General features: G+C 68.7%; 13 protein-coding genes and 27 tRNA genes. 8 read left to right on the forward strand and 32 right to left on the reverse strand.

The genetic code is table 11. The features are described 5' to 3' along the window. Window positions 1-51 precede the first annotated feature (51 nt). The 8 genes from KBX50_RS04810 to KBX50_RS04845 all read left to right on the forward strand — a co-directional run bounded on the left by KBX50_RS04810 (window position 52) and on the right by KBX50_RS04845 (window position 8596). On the forward strand, window positions 52-633 hold the full coding sequence (locus tag KBX50_RS04810; protein ID WP_210934949.1) for an N-acetyltransferase: 582 nt from the start codon (window positions 52-54) through the stop codon (window positions 631-633). Then, on the forward strand, window positions 630-1844 hold the full coding sequence (fxlM, locus tag KBX50_RS04815) for a methyltransferase, FxLD system (protein WP_210934951.1): 1215 nt from the start codon (window positions 630-632) through the stop codon (window positions 1842-1844). Before KBX50_RS04810 ends, fxlM begins: the two co-directional genes overlap by 4 nt. Window positions 1845-1905: 61 nt before the next feature. After that, window positions 1906-2064 carry an FxLD family lanthipeptide gene (locus KBX50_RS04820; protein WP_210934953.1) on the forward strand — a complete coding sequence of 53 codons (159 nt, stop codon included), beginning with the start codon at window positions 1906-1908 and terminating at the stop codon, window positions 2062-2064. Window positions 2065-2141: 77 nt separating this feature from the next. Then, entirely contained in the window at window positions 2142-5219 is a 3078-nt protein-coding gene (locus tag KBX50_RS04825; RefSeq protein WP_210934955.1) for a lantibiotic dehydratase, read from the forward strand. A 65-nt stretch (window positions 5220-5284) separates the two neighbouring features. Continuing rightward, window positions 5285-6403, forward strand: a complete 1119-nt coding sequence (locus KBX50_RS04830; protein ID WP_210934957.1) for a lanthionine synthetase C family protein — start codon at window positions 5285-5287, stop codon at window positions 6401-6403. A 10-nt stretch (window positions 6404-6413) separates the two neighbouring features. Beyond that, window positions 6414-7241 carry a thiopeptide-type bacteriocin biosynthesis protein gene (locus KBX50_RS04835; RefSeq protein ID WP_210934959.1) on the forward strand — a complete coding sequence of 276 codons (828 nt, stop codon included), beginning with the start codon at window positions 6414-6416 and terminating at the stop codon, window positions 7239-7241. Between the two features lie 155 nt (window positions 7242-7396). Then, window positions 7397-8281: a hypothetical protein gene (locus KBX50_RS04840; protein WP_247673086.1), complete on the forward strand. Its 885-nt coding sequence runs from the start codon at window positions 7397-7399 to the stop codon at window positions 8279-8281. 90 nt (window positions 8282-8371) lie between these two features. Beyond that, window positions 8372-8596, forward strand: a complete 225-nt coding sequence (locus KBX50_RS04845) for a hypothetical protein (protein ID WP_210934961.1) — start codon at window positions 8372-8374, stop codon at window positions 8594-8596. A gap of 121 nt (window positions 8597-8717) precedes the next feature. On the opposite strand, the gene KBX50_RS04850 is transcribed toward KBX50_RS04845, so the two are convergent. The 32 genes from KBX50_RS04850 to KBX50_RS05005 form a co-directional block, all read right to left on the reverse strand. After that, window positions 8718-8802 (reverse strand) — tRNA-Tyr (locus KBX50_RS04850). 93 nt (window positions 8803-8895) lie between these two features. Further along, a tRNA-His gene (locus KBX50_RS04855) sits at window positions 8896-8970 on the reverse strand. A gap of 20 nt (window positions 8971-8990) precedes the next feature. Next, a tRNA-Val gene (locus KBX50_RS04860) sits at window positions 8991-9063 on the reverse strand. 5 nt (window positions 9064-9068) lie between these two features. Then, window positions 9069-9542 (reverse strand): macro domain-containing protein, encoded by a 474-nt coding sequence (locus tag KBX50_RS04865; RefSeq protein WP_210934963.1) that lies wholly within the window; start codon window positions 9540-9542, stop codon window positions 9069-9071. Window positions 9543-9740: 198 nt separating this feature from the next. Beyond that, window positions 9741-9825: transfer RNA gene (locus KBX50_RS04870), tRNA-Ser, on the reverse strand. Between the two features lies 1 nt (window position 9826). Beyond that, window positions 9827-9900 (reverse strand) — tRNA-Asn (locus KBX50_RS04875). Between the two features lie 32 nt (window positions 9901-9932). Further along, window positions 9933-10005, reverse strand: a tRNA-Glu gene (locus tag KBX50_RS04880). 5 nt (window positions 10006-10010) lie between these two features. After that, window positions 10011-10084: transfer RNA gene (locus KBX50_RS04885), tRNA-Val, on the reverse strand. Window positions 10085-10154: 70 nt separating this feature from the next. Further along, window positions 10155-10223 (reverse strand) — tRNA-Ile (locus KBX50_RS04890). Between the two features lie 2 nt (window positions 10224-10225). Next, window positions 10226-10298: transfer RNA gene (locus KBX50_RS04895), tRNA-Lys, on the reverse strand. Between the two features lie 9 nt (window positions 10299-10307). After that, window positions 10308-10380: transfer RNA gene (locus KBX50_RS04900), tRNA-Arg, on the reverse strand. A gap of 3 nt (window positions 10381-10383) precedes the next feature. Beyond that, a tRNA-Arg gene (locus KBX50_RS04905) sits at window positions 10384-10458 on the reverse strand. Window position 10459: 1 nt separating this feature from the next. Continuing rightward, window positions 10460-10534 (reverse strand) — tRNA-Lys (locus KBX50_RS04910). A gap of 1 nt (window position 10535) precedes the next feature. After that, window positions 10536-10622: transfer RNA gene (locus tag KBX50_RS04915), tRNA-Ser, on the reverse strand. Window positions 10623-10626: 4 nt separating this feature from the next. Beyond that, window positions 10627-10700, reverse strand: a tRNA-Pro gene (locus KBX50_RS04920). A 412-nt stretch (window positions 10701-11112) separates the two neighbouring features. Beyond that, window positions 11113-11868, reverse strand: coding sequence for a hypothetical protein (locus tag KBX50_RS04925; RefSeq protein WP_247673087.1), 756 nt, complete (start codon window positions 11866-11868; stop codon window positions 11113-11115). 40 nt (window positions 11869-11908) lie between these two features. Further along, window positions 11909-11985, reverse strand: a tRNA-Pro gene (locus tag KBX50_RS04930). A gap of 59 nt (window positions 11986-12044) precedes the next feature. Next, window positions 12045-12118 (reverse strand) — tRNA-Arg (locus KBX50_RS04935). Window position 12119: 1 nt separating this feature from the next. After that, window positions 12120-12196 (reverse strand) — tRNA-Ile (locus KBX50_RS04940). A gap of 1 nt (window position 12197) precedes the next feature. Continuing rightward, window positions 12198-12287: transfer RNA gene (locus KBX50_RS04945), tRNA-Ser, on the reverse strand. A gap of 5 nt (window positions 12288-12292) precedes the next feature. Then, window positions 12293-12365: transfer RNA gene (locus KBX50_RS04950), tRNA-Asp, on the reverse strand. A gap of 192 nt (window positions 12366-12557) precedes the next feature. Then, window positions 12558-12631: transfer RNA gene (locus KBX50_RS04955), tRNA-Leu, on the reverse strand. 42 nt (window positions 12632-12673) lie between these two features. Next, window positions 12674-12747 (reverse strand) — tRNA-Thr (locus tag KBX50_RS04960). A 73-nt stretch (window positions 12748-12820) separates the two neighbouring features. After that, window positions 12821-12897 (reverse strand) — tRNA-Leu (locus tag KBX50_RS04965). Window positions 12898-13245: 348 nt separating this feature from the next. Beyond that, window positions 13246-13322: transfer RNA gene (locus KBX50_RS04970), tRNA-Thr, on the reverse strand. 27 nt (window positions 13323-13349) lie between these two features. Continuing rightward, on the reverse strand, window positions 13350-13832 hold the full coding sequence (locus KBX50_RS04975; protein WP_210934965.1) for a hypothetical protein: 483 nt from the start codon (window positions 13830-13832) through the stop codon (window positions 13350-13352). Beyond that, window positions 13832-14521, reverse strand: coding sequence for a hypothetical protein (locus KBX50_RS04980; protein ID WP_210934967.1), 690 nt, complete (start codon window positions 14519-14521; stop codon window positions 13832-13834). Before KBX50_RS04980 ends, KBX50_RS04975 begins: the two co-directional genes overlap by 1 nt. A gap of 121 nt (window positions 14522-14642) precedes the next feature. Next, window positions 14643-14713, reverse strand: a tRNA-Gln gene (locus tag KBX50_RS04985). 38 nt (window positions 14714-14751) lie between these two features. Next, window positions 14752-15195: an HNH endonuclease gene (locus tag KBX50_RS04990; RefSeq protein ID WP_210934969.1), complete on the reverse strand. Its 444-nt coding sequence runs from the start codon at window positions 15193-15195 to the stop codon at window positions 14752-14754. Between the two features lie 63 nt (window positions 15196-15258). Continuing rightward, window positions 15259-15329: transfer RNA gene (locus KBX50_RS04995), tRNA-Gly, on the reverse strand. Between the two features lie 122 nt (window positions 15330-15451). Continuing rightward, a tRNA-Thr gene (locus KBX50_RS05000) sits at window positions 15452-15524 on the reverse strand. 14 nt (window positions 15525-15538) lie between these two features. After that, window positions 15539-15614: transfer RNA gene (locus tag KBX50_RS05005), tRNA-Leu, on the reverse strand. Between the last annotated feature and the right edge of the window lie 107 nt (window positions 15615-15721).

Consider the following 15721-nt stretch of genomic DNA (forward strand, 5'->3'; position numbering starts at 1 on the left):
TCGCCGCGCCTCCCATCCGGGGACGGTATCCGCAAGGCCATATTCCCGGACGTGCTGGTCCTTACCGAGCTGTTCACGCGAGCGTTCCACGAGGGCCCGGTCGCCGACTGGCTGGTCCCGGATCCAGTGCAACGTCTCATCATCTACCGCGCCTACTTCCGCATGTTCGTCGAAGACGGCATCCGGTGGGGTTCGGTCGAGAGGACCAACGACCGCACGGCTGCGGCCCTGTGGTACGGGGCATCCCATGCGCACGGCCGTCCGGAGGACTACCCGAGACGACTCGCTGCGCTGGCCGGCCCGCACGCCGGTCGATTCGAGTACCTCGACCGTGCGTTCGAGGACGTCCACCCCGAAGGCGATCACGACTACCTCGCCTTCATCGGGGTCGATCCCGCACACCAGGGCATGGGACTTGGCAGCGAGCTGCTGCGACACCACCATGCCCAACTCGACGCCACCGGCCGAGCCGCCTATCTGGTAGCCAGCAGCGAGCGAAGCTGCAACCTCTACGGCCGGCACGGATACAAGGAGGTCGGCAGGATTCGCCTCCCGGGCGGACCGACGCTGTGGCCAATGTGGCGGAGCCCATCAGCAGCTACCAACTCCGACAAGAGGGAACCAACGACATGACACAGCCCCAGCCCGACGACGCACAAGCCTTGCGGAACAAGCTCGTCGACGACCTGATCGCTCAGGGCATCGTGCGGACCCCAGCCGTCGAGAACGCCCTACGGACGGTGCCCCGCCACGTGTTCGCGCCCGAAGTCACCACCACTCAGGCATACGCCGACGAAACGGTGGTCACCAAGTACGACGCGGACGGGCTCGCCACCAGCTCTGTTTCCGCTCCACAAGTCATCGCCATGATGCTCGAACTGCTCGCTGTTCAGCCTGGACAACGGGTGCTGGAGATCGGCTCGGGGGGCTACAACGCCGCGCTACTCAGCGAGCTTGTCGGCGACACCGGCCACGTCACCACGATCGACATTGACGAGGAAGTGATCGCCCGCGCTACCCGGTTCCTGCCCGAGGCCGGCTACCACGGAGTCGCAGCGATCCAAGCCGACGGAGAGTTCGGCCTACCCGACGGCGCCCCGTACGACCGGATCATCGTGACGGTCGGCGCGCCCGACATCCCGCCGGCCTGGACAGCGCAGCTGGCCCCCGAAGGTCGTCTGGTTGTGCCGCTGCGGTTGCGTAACCTCACCCGCGCCCTCGCGCTCGACCGCATCGGCCGTCACCTCGTCGGCGCCGACTACGGCGTCTGTGGGTTTGTGTACATGCAGGGCGCCGGCCGGAGCCGCGAAAGACTCGTCCTGCTGTCCGGGGAGGAGGTCGGCCTGCGATTCGACTGGCCGGCGGCGGTCGACCCCGACGCCCTGCGGGAAGCTCTGACGCAGCCCGGAGTAGAGGTGTGGTCCGGGGTGACAGTCGGAGCGCAGGAGCCCTTCGACGACCTGGATCTGTACCAGATGACGATCACCCCCGGCTTCTGCCTGATCGCCACCAAGAGGGAGGCGCTCGACGCCGGCCTGGTCAACGCCTCATGGCTCGTTCCCAGTCCCGCCGTCACGGACGGCACCAGCTTCGCCTACCGGATGCGGCCTCGCCCCGTCGACGACAGCGGTACCAGATACGAGCTGGGGGTCCGTGGCCACGGTCCGAACGGCAAGTGCCTCGCTGAGGAGTTCGCCGAGCAGATGCGCGTGTGGCACCGCGAGCACCGTGGGCAACGCGCTCACTTCGAGGTCTACCCGGCAGGCACACCCAGCCGTGATCTGCCCGAGGGCGGCCTTGTCATCGACAAGCGCCACACCCGGGTCGCAGTCTGCTGGCCCTGACGATCGTGCCCGGTCAGGACCAGTCAGGTAATCACCATCCACCCAACGAAGGGACAGCACCATGGATCAGCTCGACCTGCGATCCCGCACCGGCGACACCGACGAACTGGACCTTGATGTCAACGTCGTCGCTTCCGCTCCTGTGGTTCCGGAGCTGATGCGCGCCACCGACGACGGCTGCGGGTCCACCTGCGCCAGCGCCTGCACCAGCTGCAAGTAACACCCACCGCCAAGCCCCGGCGCCGGCCGTTGTTGCGGCCCGGTGTCGGGGCTTGGCCGCTCGTCACGGAGGCAGTCATGTACCGGCACCTGGACGGGGCGCTCCTGCGTGCTGCCGTCCGCACCGTCCGGCCCACCATCCCCTGGCCCGACCTGAACAGCGACAGCGACGCCCAACGATGGCGTCAATGGCTCGTCGACGCGTGGTCAGAACCGGTCGCCGCAGCGGTCAACCTGGCCAGCCCAGTGCTGGCACGCCGCATCCGGGAGGTCTGCGACGGTCACGAGCACGAGCCGCGCCAGGTGCGCAGCATGGTGCTGTCACTGACGCGCTACCTGCTACGCATGACGTCCCGCGCCACTCCGTTCGGGCTCTTCGCGGGTGTAGCGCCGATCCGCCTCGACGCGGACGCCACCACCGTGCACTGGGGCGAGCGGCATCGCGCCGCCGCCCGGCCGGACAGCGGCTGGTTGGACGACCTGTGCACCAACCTGGAGCGCGTACAGCCACTCCTCGCGCGGCTCACCGTCATCACCAACGACCTGGCTTTCGTGCGCGGCAACCACCTCGTCGTGCCCTATCAGCGGCACACGGACACCGCCCCAGCCGACGTGTGCGTCCGCTACACCCGACCCGTTGCCGCCGCCGTCACCCTCGCTGGCGGACGCGTCGTCTTCGGCGACCTTATCGCCAAGCTAGCTACCGACTTTCCCGGCCGCGAAGACAAACTGCGGGAGATGCTCACCGAGTTGCTCGCGCGTCGCGTGCTGCTGAGCAGCCTCCGTCCACCCATGAGCGCCGACGATCCGCTGACGCACATCCTGCAGCAGCTCGATGAGGTGGAGGCGAGGAGCATCCCGGAGCTGGCGACGACCATCCACACGCTGGAGACGCTGCAGGCCCAGTTCGCCAGACACAACAAGACTCGTGACGCCGCTCAGCAAGGGGCACTGCGAGCCTCGGCGGTCGCAGGCATGGCGCACGTCGCCGAGACCGGACCAGTCCCCCTCGCCGTCGACCTACACCTGGACTGCCAGACCTCGCTACCCGCCGCCGTGGCCCGGCGCGCCGAGCAAGCCGCCGCGCTGCTGACCCAGCTCGACCCGTACCCGCACGGGGACGCGCCGTGGCGCGACTACCACAGCCGTTTCCTTGAACGATACGGGCCTGGGGCCGTCGTGCCGATCCGCGACTTGGTCAGCGACGCCGGCCTTGGCTTCCCGGCCGGCTACCGGGGCAGCCGTTACCAGCTGCCCCCTCCAACGATGAGCGACCGGGATTACCGACTTCTCACACTCGCTCAGCGCGCGGCGATGGCCGGTGAGATCGAGGTGACGCTCGATGACCGCATCCTCGCCGATCTTCAGCCAGGCGAGCCCCGGGGCGTTCAACGGGCACCACACCTGGAGCTGGGTTTCCAGGTGCACGCCGACAGCCGGGAGGCAGTCGACCGCGACGATTTCACGCTCGTTGTCACCGCGGCCTTCCGCAGCGCTGGGTCGACCGTCGGCCGGTTCCTGCACCTGCTCGATCGTGACGACTACCTGCGCTTCCGGGACGCCTACCGGGCGCTGCCCACCATCGACCCAGACGCCATGAGCGTGCAGCTGTCCAGTCCGCCTGTGCTACCGCGCCCAGAGAATCTGGCCCGGGTAGCGCCGCTCCTACGCCGGCACGCCCATATCGGCGAGCACCCGATTCCCGCCCAACAGCACATCGTCCTCGATGACCTCGCGGTCACCGCAGATGCGCAGCGACTGCAACTCGTCTCACTTCACCGGCAGTGTCCCGTCGAGTTCGTAGCCTTGCACTCGTTGGAGGCGGTCAACGTCACCCACCCCATGGTCCGGTTCCTCTGCGAGATCAGCCACAGCCGAGCCAGCGCCTGTCGCCCGTTCAGCTGGGGATCCGCCTCACGGCTGCCCTTCCTGCCCCGGATCCGGCACGGCAACATCGTGCTCAGCCCGGCCCGGTGGAACCTCACCCCCGCCGACGTCGCCGGCAGCGACGCGACGTGGCAGCAGTGGCGCGACAGGTTCAGCGGGTGGGCGGACACCGTATCGTTGGCCGGCACCGTCTACGTCGGGGGCGATGACCAGCGGCTGTGCTTGCACACATGGGAGGACAGCCACCTGCGACTTCTGCGTGCCCACCTGGAGCGACACGGTCACGCCACCTTGCGAGAGGCGCCAGATTCGGCCGCTTTCGGATGGCTCGACGGACACGCCCACGAGATCGTGGTTCCGCTGGTATCGGCCGAGCCCCGCGCATGGCGACCGCTACCGGCAGCAGCCTCCGGTGGACCTCGCACGATCCGCCGCACCCACGGTGACGCGCCTGGCCGGTCACGGTGGCTGCAGGCGAAGCTGTACGGCCATCCAGAGCGGCAAACCGAGATACTCACCCGCCGCATCAGCGCGTTGAACTGGTGCGAAGCAGAGAAGGTCTCGTGGTGGTTTCTGCGGTACCGCGACCCGGAACCACACCTGCGGCTGCGACTCTCGCTGCCCCACCCCGGCATGTACGGGCACGCCGCTCAACAGGTCAGCGAATGGACCGACGAGCTACGCGAGGCCGGCCTGGCCAGTCACCTCGTACTCGACACCTACTACCCAGAAATCGGCCGGTTCGGCGCAGGTAGAGCGATGACGGCCGCTGAGCACGTGTTCGTGGCCGACTCGCAGGCAGCAGTCGCCGAGCTGACGGCCGCTCAACTGGGCGTCGACCTGCGCGCCGTCACGGCCGCCAGCCTCGTCGACCTCACCGTCGGGCTGCTCGGCCCTCACGGCATGAACTGGCTCGTGGAACACATCGATCGTGGCACCATCCCGCCCTTGCCACGCGAGGCCCACCGCACGGCCGTAGGTCTCTTCGACATCGCCGGGGACGCATCTCCCGCTCTTTCATCGCTTCCGGGTGGCCAGGCCATCGCTGATGCGTGGGCCGCACGCCGGCTGGCCCTGGCCATGTATCGGCCCTACCTTGCTCGGCCCCTCGAAATCACGACAGACGACGTCGTGGCGTCCCTGCTGCACCTACATCACATCCGCGTCGCCGGCATCGACCGCCCAGCCGAGGCACTCACCCACCGCCTCGCCCGTGCGGTCGCCCTGTCCTGGACCACCTTGCCCCGCATCAAGAGGATCCTGCCGTGACCCGTACCGCGTCACCACATCGCGATCTCCCCAGCCCTCCGCCCGTCGAACCGACACCCGGTTGGATGCAGTCACTCAGCAAAGGCGCGCCCGGCATAGCGCTCCTGCACATCGAGCGAGCACGGGCGGATGTGGGCTCCTGGGAAACCGCACATACCTGGTTGAGCGCCATCGTCGCCAAGGCCGTGACCCGTGGCCCCGAAGCGGGGCTGTACTTCGGTGCGCCGGCTGCCGCGTTCGCGCTGCACGCCGCAGCCGACCGGCCCGGTCGCTACCGGCGGGCGCTCGCCACCCTCGACGCCGCAGTAGCCGGCATCGTCCGCGATCGTCTCGACCGCGCCCACGACCGCATCGATCGGGGTGTCCTCCCGGCCACCGGCGAGTTCGACCTCATCTCCGGCCTAACCGGTCTCGGCGCGCTCCTGCTCCGCCGCGACCCGAACGGCCTGCTGTGCCGTGACGTCCTGACATACCTCGTCCGCCTCGCGAATCCGCTGAGATACCAGGGGGCCGCGCTTCCGGGCTGGTGGACCCGCCTGAGCCCGAACAACCGGGTCACAGCGGAGTTTCCGCACGGCCACGGCAACCTCGGCATGGCCCACGGCGTCACCGGACCACTCGCTCTGCTGAGCCTCGCCGCGCGGGCCGGCGTGCGAGTTGACGGCCACGACCGAGCGATGCGCACGATGGCCACCTGGCTGATGGATTGGCGCCACCTTGACGACGGCGGTGTCTGGTGGCCGCAGTGGGTCGTCCTCGACGACAACCACCAGCCGCGGTCCGTGCAGGAGGCACCCCGGCGACCGTCCTGGTGTTACGGCATTCCTGGCATAGCGCGTGCCCTGCAACTGGCAGGACTCGCTCTCAGCGATCAGGCGCTGCTCGACACGGCAGAAGCCGCCGTGGGGGCGTGTTTGTCGCAGCCTGTTCACCTGGACCAGATCACGGACACATCGCTATGTCACGGCTACGCCGGTGTCCTCCAGACGGTTCTGCGGATCGCCCGCGACGCCCGCACGCTCACCATCGCCGACGGCGTCGTCAATTTGATCGAGCCCTTGCTGGAGCGCACCAGCACAGACGCTTCCCTGCTTGAGGGCCAGGCAGGTGTCGCCCTCGCCCTGCACACGCTTCGTCACGGCGCTCCCACCTCTGGCTGGGACGCCTGCCTGCTACTCGCCTGAAAGGACCCCGATGAGCGACTCGCCGACCTGGTCGCAACGCAACATCCAACTCTCCGACCTCCCGGCCGCCGAAGATGACGTAGCGGCGGCGATACGTGCGGCGATGGCCCGCGCGGAGGCCACAGGTGTGATCGACCAGTGGTTCTTCGTGCGCAAGAGCGGCTTCTGGCGACTGCGCTACCGTGCCGCCAAAGGACACACCTTGCAGGCCGCCCACACAGCCGTCAACGACGGTCTGAAGGTCCTGCAGGCTCGCGGCTGCGTCAAAGGCTGGGTCTCGGCCGTCTACGAACCCGAAACGTACGCGTTCGGGGGCCCTGACGGCATCAGGATTGCCCACAGCCTGTGGCACCGGGACAGCCGCGCGATCCTCGGCTACCAGCGCATCGTTCGTAACGGCCGCCCGAACCGGCGCAGAGAGTTGACGCTGATGCTGTGCTCGACCTTCATGCGGGAGGCCGGACTGGAGTGGTACGAGCAGGGCGACGTGTGGGCTCGCGTCCGGGAACACCGCCCAGGAACAGCGCGGGTCTCGGACGACCGCGTCCAAGAGATCACGCGGTTCCTGCAGGTCGACACCAACCCCGGCAGCCCCATCCTGACCGGCGACCTGGCCCACACCGCCGAATGGTTCGACGCGTTCCGGACCGCCGGCTGGGAACTCGGCCGACTCGCGCAGCAAGGACGGCTTCACCGGGGACTTCGTGAGGTCATCAGCTACCACGTCCTGTTCCACTGGAACCGCCTCACCCTGCCGTACGTGACGCAAGAGGCGCTGGCAACTGCGGCAACCACGGCCATCCTCGGCCCCGTACCGGTCGCCAGCGCCCAGCCTTAACCGCCTGGTCGCAGGCCCCGGCGTCGAACCGGGCGAGCCGCCGTTATGAGCAGCAGCTGGACCCACGTCCGCCTGCGTAAGCCCCCACAGCGGATGGCATGTCCAAAAAACAACGAAAAAGACCGACCCGTACACACAGCAAGGAAACGACCCTGATGCTCCGCTTGACCACACCCACCGGCCGCGTAGCCGCCGCTCTCGGCAGCGTCCTGCTCGCCGGCTGTCAAACCGTACCCGCCATTCCCGCACCCGCACCGCCCACGGTCCCCAGCGGGCAGCAACCCGCCGGCACCCCCGACACCGCGGCCACCGCACCCGACATCACCCCACAACATCGCCTCACCGCCATCGCCGCCGGTATCGGTCCGGTCTCTGCCGACAGCACTACCGGGCTGTCCTACGAATACCTGCACGTGCAGCGGTGGAGCCGCACCAGCGGCGCGATCCGCCGTGAGGACCTGCGGCGCTGGCGACACGAGGACGGTTCTGGCCGCGAAGTCTCCCGCCGCGCACCTGACGTGCGGGGCGTCGACCACCAGCCCACACCCGAGGAACGCAACTTATTCATTGGAGCCTCGCCCACCACGACCCGGTACCAGGACGACCTGCACCCGTACCTGCCCTCACCGTTGCCAACGGACCCCGCCGCCCTGGCTGGGCTACTGGCACCACCCGAGCTGGCGGCCGAACCCGCCTACCCGAGACTGCTCGTCTGGGGCGTCATCGGCCTTGCCACCGGCCAATACCTCAACCAGAACGAGAGGGCTACGGCCTTGCATGTCCTGGCGGCAGTACCCGGCATCGAGTACCGCGGGCAGACCAGCGACCTCGCCGGACGTGCCGGGCTCGCCTTCCGTGTGATCGCCGAAGCATCGACCACCACGGCGATCATCGACCCGGCTACGGGCGAGCTACTGGCTGCGCAGGAACGCCTCGCCGCCCCCCGGCCGGGTCTGTTCGCGTCCGTCCTCATCCTCCAGCGGGGCCACACCGACGCCGACGGCATAGCGCCCAAGCCCGCCCCGACGTCCCTGCGATAGACGCCGCCGAAGCGACTCCTACGTGCACGAGCCGTTGACCGCATGCTGGCGACAGCGCGGTCAGCCCTACCCGAAAGGCCACCCAGTCCCTTGCTCAACGCCCTGGCGGTCATCGGCATGACGGTGCTGATGCTGCACGTCACCGGCCAGCCCGCCACCCTGCCGCACCCCGCCACGGTCGGGCGTCACGTCGTGGACACCCGACTGGAAATGGCCATACCGTGCGTGCGCTGCGTCCTACGCCACCTCGTCATGGCCACCCCGCCGTCGGCACCCGGGCCCACCAGCGTTCTTCCGGGCCGTGCCCGCCGCTGAACGGCAACGGCCATGTCCTGCCCGCCGCTACTGTCCCATCGGCTGCTTCCGCTCATCGCATCCCCTGGAGCGGCTGCGCACCAACCAGCACAGTGGCGGCCGGCTTCGCTGGACCGCCAGGTACGGGTGGAGGGATTCGAACCCCCTGAGCGTTGAACGCAACGGCTTTACAGGCCGCCCCACCTCGCCATCGGTGGCGCACCCGCTCGTGCCCAGCCGGGGCACAGTGGCCGTGCCTCCGGTTGGGCGGGCTGGAGCGATCGCGGTGCCCGGCCCAGCTACTCGGGCGCCGCCCCCGTTGGGGTGGCTGGCGGGTTCTGACCCCGCGACCTCCCGGGCCACGACCGGGCGCTCTTCCACTGAGCTACAGCCACAACTTCGGCCCGAAGGCCAGTGCCCGCGGCAGGGGTCGAACCTGCGAACCTCCCCGGTGTGAACGGGGCGCTCTCCCACTGAGCTACACGGGCATGCGTCAGGAGCGTGGGGCGTACAGCAGCACCCGTGCTCCCGTCTTGCCGAGGATGGCCACGATGCGTGGCCGCACGTCGTTCCAGTCCAGCCCTCCCAGGCCGCAGCCGAGCGCGGGCACCGCGATCGACTCGATCCGCAGTGCCCGGATGGTCTTCGCCAGGTCCTCAAGGCCGGCCTCGATGTCTTCCATCCGGGAGGGATCCCGCCAGTGCCGCTTGGTGGGAAAGTTGATCACGTAACGGTGGCGGCCTTGGCGAACCAGCACCGTGAGGACGTTGCCGGGCTGCATCTCCCCGCGATTGCACGCGTCGCGGTAGGCGGCGTAGTTGGCGGGGAAGCGGCGCTTGAACTGCAACGCGAGCCCCTTGCCCATCACGCCGACGCCGTTGACGGGGTTGACGAGAGCGTCGACGTCGGCGGCGAGCAGGTCACCGGTCACGTCGATCACGTTGGGCGCGGGGTCAGGCTGCTGCACGGTCACAGGTCCTGATTCCAGCACGCGCGGTGCGCGAATGCCCAGTTTCGGGTAGTCGCTTGCGTGGCGGGCCGCAAGTCCGCATGCTCGTACCTGCGTATTGCCAGGCCCTCTTGTGGCTCTGGTCTCTCGTGCGGAGAGAATCGCGGCGTCGGTTGTTCCGGAGGTGGTAGCCCGGATCGGCCGGCGCCATCCACGCGGAGAGGGTGGGATTCGAACCCACGAGGAGGCTCGCACCCCCTACGCCGCTTCCAACGGCGTGCCCGCGACCGCCGGCCTCTCCATGGCTCCCCCGCCTGGACTCGAACCAAGATCAACCGGTTAACAGCCGGCCGCTCTGCCCTTGAGCTACGAGGGACTGGACACCACGCGCTAGGCGCCGCGCATGAGTAGAGCCGACGGGGTTCGAACCCGCACGCACCGCCTTGAAAGGGCGGGGACCTGCCAGTTGGTCGACGGCTCCAGGTGTGTCCCGAGGAGGGGTCGAACCTCCGAACCTCCGCCGTGTCGAGACGGCGCTCTGCCAGCTGAGCTACCGGGACGTGCTGGCCGGCCGCGGAGTGCGTGCCGCGCTTGCGCCCGACGCTCCCCTGCGCCGGGACCGGCCTTCGTGGCGGGCGTCCGATTCGAACGGCGTCTCCGGATTATGAGCCCGGTATGGATCCACTCCACCACGCCCGCAGTGCCGCCGAAGGGAATCGAACCCTCTCAGTCCGGATTAAAAGTCCGGAGCCCGGCCAATCAGGCGCCGGCGGCCAAACAACGCGCCCCGCGCTGGAGTCGAACCAGCGACACCCGCCTTAGGAGGGCGGTGCTCTGTCCGCTGAGCTAGCGGGGCAGGTGGTGCGACACCCAGGAATCGAACCTGGCACACCCAGCTTCGGAGGCCGGGAAGCGCGTCCAGCGCACGTGCCGCGTGGTGCCCCCGGGGAATTCCGACATCCCGACCCGCCGGTTAAGAGCCGGCTGCTCTTCCTCTGAGCTACGGGGGCGTGGCGGAAGGTTGACGAGTCGAACGCCCAGGCTTTCACCTGCCTCCGGCTTTCGAAGCCGGCTGGCCCCCACGGGCCGGAACCCTCCACAGTCGGGCTGGCCGGATTTGAACCGGCGGCCTCCTCGTCCCGAACGAGGCGCGCTGCCAAGCTGCGCTACAGCCCGTTGGCGGGGCCCCGGCTATGCCCTTACCGGGGCCCCTGATGTGTTCTCGACACACAACAGTTGTTCACCTGGCACGCCAGCAGCGTTTAAGACCACCCCGCTGCTGAGGTCACCGCGCTCTGCCATTGAGCTACCGCCGCACGGTTTGGAGCGGCAGACCGGACTCGAACCGGCATCTCGGTGGCGGGTGGTGATGGTCAGTCGATCTGGCGATGGGTGATGTGCTGAGCCTGGAGCGATAGCCTCAGCCTGGCTGCGGCCGGTCTGCCTCTTCCGGTTGGGCTACCCCGGCATGAGAGCCGAGGGGAGGGATCGAACCTCCACTGAAACCGTCCGCGTGATGAGCCTGAGACTGCGTCTCAACCTCGTGCGCTTAACGCGCTACCCCCGCTCCACGGGGGTGTCCTTGGGGCTACCCGGCAAGCAGGTAGCCGAACACGGCCCGTCCGGCATCACGCTGCACCGCGGCGGCGCTGTTGGCCTGCTCCCGCGCGACCTTCACCGCCTCGATCAGCACGTCGACGCGACGCCGCAGCTGCTTGACACGCTCCGCCGGCAGCGCCCCAGACAGCTTCGTGGTGGTCCAGGTGCCCACCGGCTCGTCCACCGCGTACGGCTGCACCTGCGCCGGATGGCGGTCGGTGGCCTCGGCGAGCACGTGGTTGTGCATCGTCTTGCGCATCTTGTGGGTGCGTGCAGGCGCCGACCGGTAGCAGCCGCGCTCGGAGTCCCAGCTCCAGTCCTCAGCCGGGTCGAGCATCGGCAGGCTGTCAACGAAGGTCCGCCAGTCGGTGAGCTGCTTCTCCAGGAAGAGAAGGAAGGTCACCGGTGCGGCCGGGACGAGGACCTGCCCGTCGACGATGACGTCAGCGTTGGCGACGGCGTTGCTGGCGTCCTGTGTGATCTGCAGGTCGAAAAGCCGGGTCAGGGCGTCGGCCGCGTCGTCGACGACGCGCGCTGCGTTGATCTGGACGCGGGTCGACTCCTCCGGCAGCTGATCGCGCTCGTCGTCGGAGAACGGCGCGTACTTGCGGTGGATGCCGGTCAGCGGCTGACCCTTCTGGGCCAGGCGGTGCGCGTCGGTCAGGGCCCGCGCGCCCTGCGACTTCGCGCCCTTGACGAGCGCGTTGACCTGGTGAAGCTTGATCGTCGGGGATGGGGATGCCACGGGATGATCCTCTCCGTTCAGCGTCCCGGCAGCGTATGGCTGGTCGGAGCGACCGGATTCGAACCGGCGACCTCTGCACCCCCAGTGCAGCGCGCTGACCTGCTGCGCCACGCCCCGAAGTTTCTCGACACACCGATTCGCGGCACCCTGCGGGGACCTGTGTCAGCGGCCGTACGCACCCCCGGCAGGACTCGAACCTGCGGCCTCGACGTTCGTAGCGTCGCGCGCTCTCCAACTGCGCCACGGGGGCTTGGTGTCGCCGGAGGGAATCGAACCCCCGCCCTCGGAGTCATCAGCTCCGCGCTCTCACCGACTGAGCTACGACGACGTGGCGGAGAGGGAGGGATTCGAACCCCCGGCGGGGTAACCCGCTCCGCGCTAGCAACGCGGCGCCATCGACCGGACTCGGCCACCTCTCCATGCGCGCTGACGGGGGGAATCGAACCCCCGGCCCTCCGGCTGACAACCGGATGCTCTGGCCACTGAGCTACGCCAGCACGGTGCGCGACTTCCAGCCGGCACGGCTTCCCCGCAGGGGCTTGATCTCGCGTGCGCACCGCCTTTCGCGCATGAGCGGCACTGCGGCCACGAGCTGACCGGACTGGACAGTGGATCGACGGGGTATCGAACCCCGCACGCGAGGCTTGCAAAGCGACGCTGTGCACCAGCACTCGACCCTCGTTGCGATGTACCCGGGGAGGGATTCGAACCCCCACTGTGCCGGTCCTGAACCGGCTGCCTCCTGCCGTTGGGCTACCCGGGCATGGTGCGCGCCGACGCCCTCGGTGGGCGACGTCGGCGAGAGAGCCAGCGGCGGGAGTCGAACCCGCTGCCTCCGGATTACGAAACCGGTGCTCGAACCAGGTGAGCTTCGCTGGCGTGGCTCCCCGCGGTGCAGGATCCGCTTCGCAGCGACGGCTACACGGCGGAGATGCCCGCCGGACCGCCGACATGGTGCCCTCGGCGCGATTCGAACGCGCACTGTCCAGGCCCTCGACCTGGTGCCTCCTGCCGTTGGGCTACGAGGGCGTCGGGCTCGCGGAGGAGGCTGAATCCTCCGGATCCTGCGGGCCCTCCGGGGACGTGCTGGCTGGCTGCTATTCTGCTCGGGTACACCCCGGGTGCGGCCTCTGATTCAAGCCCCCCGGGGTAAGCCCGTCTCTGGGCCCGCCTTAGGTTCATGTGCGGGCGTCGCCGGCACCAACGACGGTCAGACCACCTGGCCCAGGCCGCCAGCCGCGCCTCTCCCACTGGGCGGGAACGTGCCTCTCGCCTCGGTGGACGATTTGGTCCCGCTGGTGCCGGGGCTGCCGGCCGCACGATTCCCGTGGTCACAGCGAGGCGCGAGGCACCTCACTCCTGCGTGGGGGGGATGGTTGGAGCCGGTGGCCGGAATCGAACCGGCGGCCTTCGCCTTACAAGGGCGCCGCTCTGCCTGGCTGAGCTACACCGGCCTGCATTTCGATGTGCACGCTGCAGGTTTACGACCTGCGAGGCGAAGTTGGCTCCCGCCGCAGTTCCTGCCAGGTGTGGGTCACGGTGCCCGTCGTTTCGGACTCACCCTGCAGTCCGGTCCGGTACCAACCGTCCGCCAGATGCAACGGAATCGGCTCCGCGAACAGGTAGGTAACTGCAGGCAGGCCCATCCGCAGCACCACCGACCGGTGGCGTTCCCGGTACACGTCCCGGTACAACCCCAACTCTCGCCCGATGCCGGGCACCTCGTAGTTGGCGAAGCACTTGAGGACGCCACCATCGACGCGGGCCGCCGCCCACGCGGCGAGCCGGCTGCCGTCATGTAGCACCGCCACCGACCACCACGTACCCGGCACGTCTAGCTCATCTGGTGTGCACTCGGCGTCAACCCACATCCGCTCGATCAACTCCGGATCGGCTCGTGTCCGGGCCAGCAGCGCCCCGAAGTGCGGGGTGCCGTGGACCAGCGTGATCACCTCGATCTGCATCAGTTCAGCCAGGTGTCGAGGGTGGGCCGGGAGATGCCCGCCAAGGCAGCGAGCCGCGTTTTCGGCACGATGCGGGCGCTGGCTACCCCCCGAATCGCGACACGCAGCGACTCCCGCTCGTCGGTTACCTCGCGACGGGGCCGGCCACCGGTTGGAGCGGGGGCGGGCTGCCGGTCGGTGAGCACGTCCACTAGCTCTAGGCCGTGAACCGCGTACCATGCCGCTGCCCACCACCGCTGGTAGCGGTCGGCGCGGGTGATGATGTGGCGGGCCAGATGCCCTGCCGCGACGTCGTGCGGGCCGGGAGGGAAAAGCCAGAGGGAGAGCAGCCGAGGTGCTTCTGACTCGGGGTCGCCCGGCCGGCCGCGGCTGAGCGCGCGGCGGATCGCCATCGCGGTGGCCGCTCGCTGGTCACGGCCGTCGCCGGGGTCGGCGCTTATGGCGGGGGCGGAGGTGGCGACCTCATGTGTCCATGGAGGCACCTCGTCATGGTGCTGTTCGGCATGGTCGGCGGCGAGACGGGTGGTGTGGGCGGCAATCAGGCCAGCGGCGTCCATCCAGGTGAGGTTGGCGCGACGGTAGGCGTTACGCCAGGGCTCATCGTTGACCCCCCGTGCCACAGTGTCGCTGGTAGCGGCGTTGAACGCGGCGCGGACCAGGTTGGTCGCGTGATCGAGGTACATGCCCATGGACGGGTCCTTCGGTTCGACATCACGATCGCCAAACCTTACACACTGACCATACGAGTGTAAAGTTTCCCATGGGTGGGCTCGTCGTTCTGTGTGTCCAACCGGCCATGCTGAGCAACTGCTCCCGGACAAGGATTCGAACCCCGCCCTCGGCGTCCAGAGCGCCGCGTCCTGCCACTAGACGATCCGGGATGGATGGCCGGCGGGCCGCGGTCCCGCCGGCCGGGGGATCAGCGCGGTGCGGTGCTGGCCCAGGTGGGGACCGACGGCAGGAACCGTAGTTCCATACCCGCCTCAGCGGGGGTCAGGTCCGCCTTACGCTGGTTGCACGCGTAGCACGCGCTGATCGTGTTCTTCCAGGTGTTCCGTCCGCCTCGGGAGCGCGGCAGGATGTGGTCGACCGTGGTGGCCGGGGCCGGGCAGTAGCCGCAGCGGTGGTCGTCGCGCCGCAGCACGCCGACCTTCGACCATGCCGGTCCAGTGGTGTAGCGCCACCTTGTGACGACGTAGCGGACCAGGCGCAGAACCCGTGGCATCGGGAACACGCCGATCAGGCGATCCGGTTCGGCTTCGTGGATCTCGGCGACCTGCCGCAGCAGCATCCGAATGGCGTGTTTGACCGGGACCCGGTGCAGCGGTCCCAGGTCCGCGTTGAGCACGAGCACGGCGTTCACCGGGCCTCCTTCCTGATTGCGTTGGTTCACTGCCCGACGCTCGACGACGTCGGGCGTTCGTTGAGCGGCTACCGGGAATCGAACCCGGACCTTCGCCATGGCAAGGCGAAACTCTGCCGTTGAGCTACAGCCGCGCGTCCACCGCCGGGCGCATGCCCGGGTGTAGTCTCGTGCGCGCGGGCCGTCGTCCGGCCGGGAGCCGGCTTTGCCGGTGTCGCCCTTTCGGGGGTCCGGCGGCCCGCCTTCTACGTTCTTGAGCCATCGGCCGGGATCGAACCGGCGACCTCGCGCTTACCATGCGCGCGCTCTGCCAACTGAGCTACGACGGCGCGTTGCTACTGCGTGCCCCGAGCGGGACTCGAACCCGCACTGTGCGCGTCTTGAATGCGCTGCCTCCTGCCTGATTGGGCTACCGGGGCGGGTGCGCGCTGGTCACGCGCGGCTAGGTCTTGATGATCGGCTCAGGCGGCGCTATCTTGCCCGTAAGAACTGCAACGTTCCGAGCGTTCCAACTCGTTACACCCAA

This window comes from Micromonospora sp. C51 (genome assembly GCF_018070435.1).
GTDB lineage: Bacteria > Actinomycetota > Actinomycetes > Mycobacteriales > Micromonosporaceae > Micromonospora > Micromonospora sediminimaris.

Bases quoted from the DNA above. Each gene is read 5' to 3' on its own strand.
- KBX50_RS04820 (WP_210934953.1), top strand. From the start codon at position 1,906: ATGGATCAGCTCGACCTGCGATCCCGCACCGGCGACACCGACGAACTG.
- KBX50_RS04975 (WP_210934965.1), bottom strand. From the start codon at position 13,832: ATGCAGATCGAGGTGATCACGCTGGTCCACGGCACCCCGCACTTCGGG.
- KBX50_RS04830 (WP_210934957.1), top strand. From the start codon at position 5,285: ATGCAGTCACTCAGCAAAGGCGCGCCCGGCATAGCGCTCCTGCACATC.
- KBX50_RS04980 (WP_210934967.1), bottom strand. From the start codon at position 14,521: ATGGGCATGTACCTCGATCACGCGACCAACCTGGTCCGCGCCGCGTTC.
- KBX50_RS04835 (WP_210934959.1), top strand. From the start codon at position 6,414: ATGAGCGACTCGCCGACCTGGTCGCAACGCAACATCCAACTCTCCGAC.
- fxlM (WP_210934951.1), top strand. From the start codon at position 630: ATGACACAGCCCCAGCCCGACGACGCACAAGCCTTGCGGAACAAGCTC.
- KBX50_RS04840 (WP_247673086.1), top strand. From the start codon at position 7,397: ATGCTCCGCTTGACCACACCCACCGGCCGCGTAGCCGCCGCTCTCGGC.
- KBX50_RS04825 (WP_210934955.1), top strand. From the start codon at position 2,142: ATGTACCGGCACCTGGACGGGGCGCTCCTGCGTGCTGCCGTCCGCACC.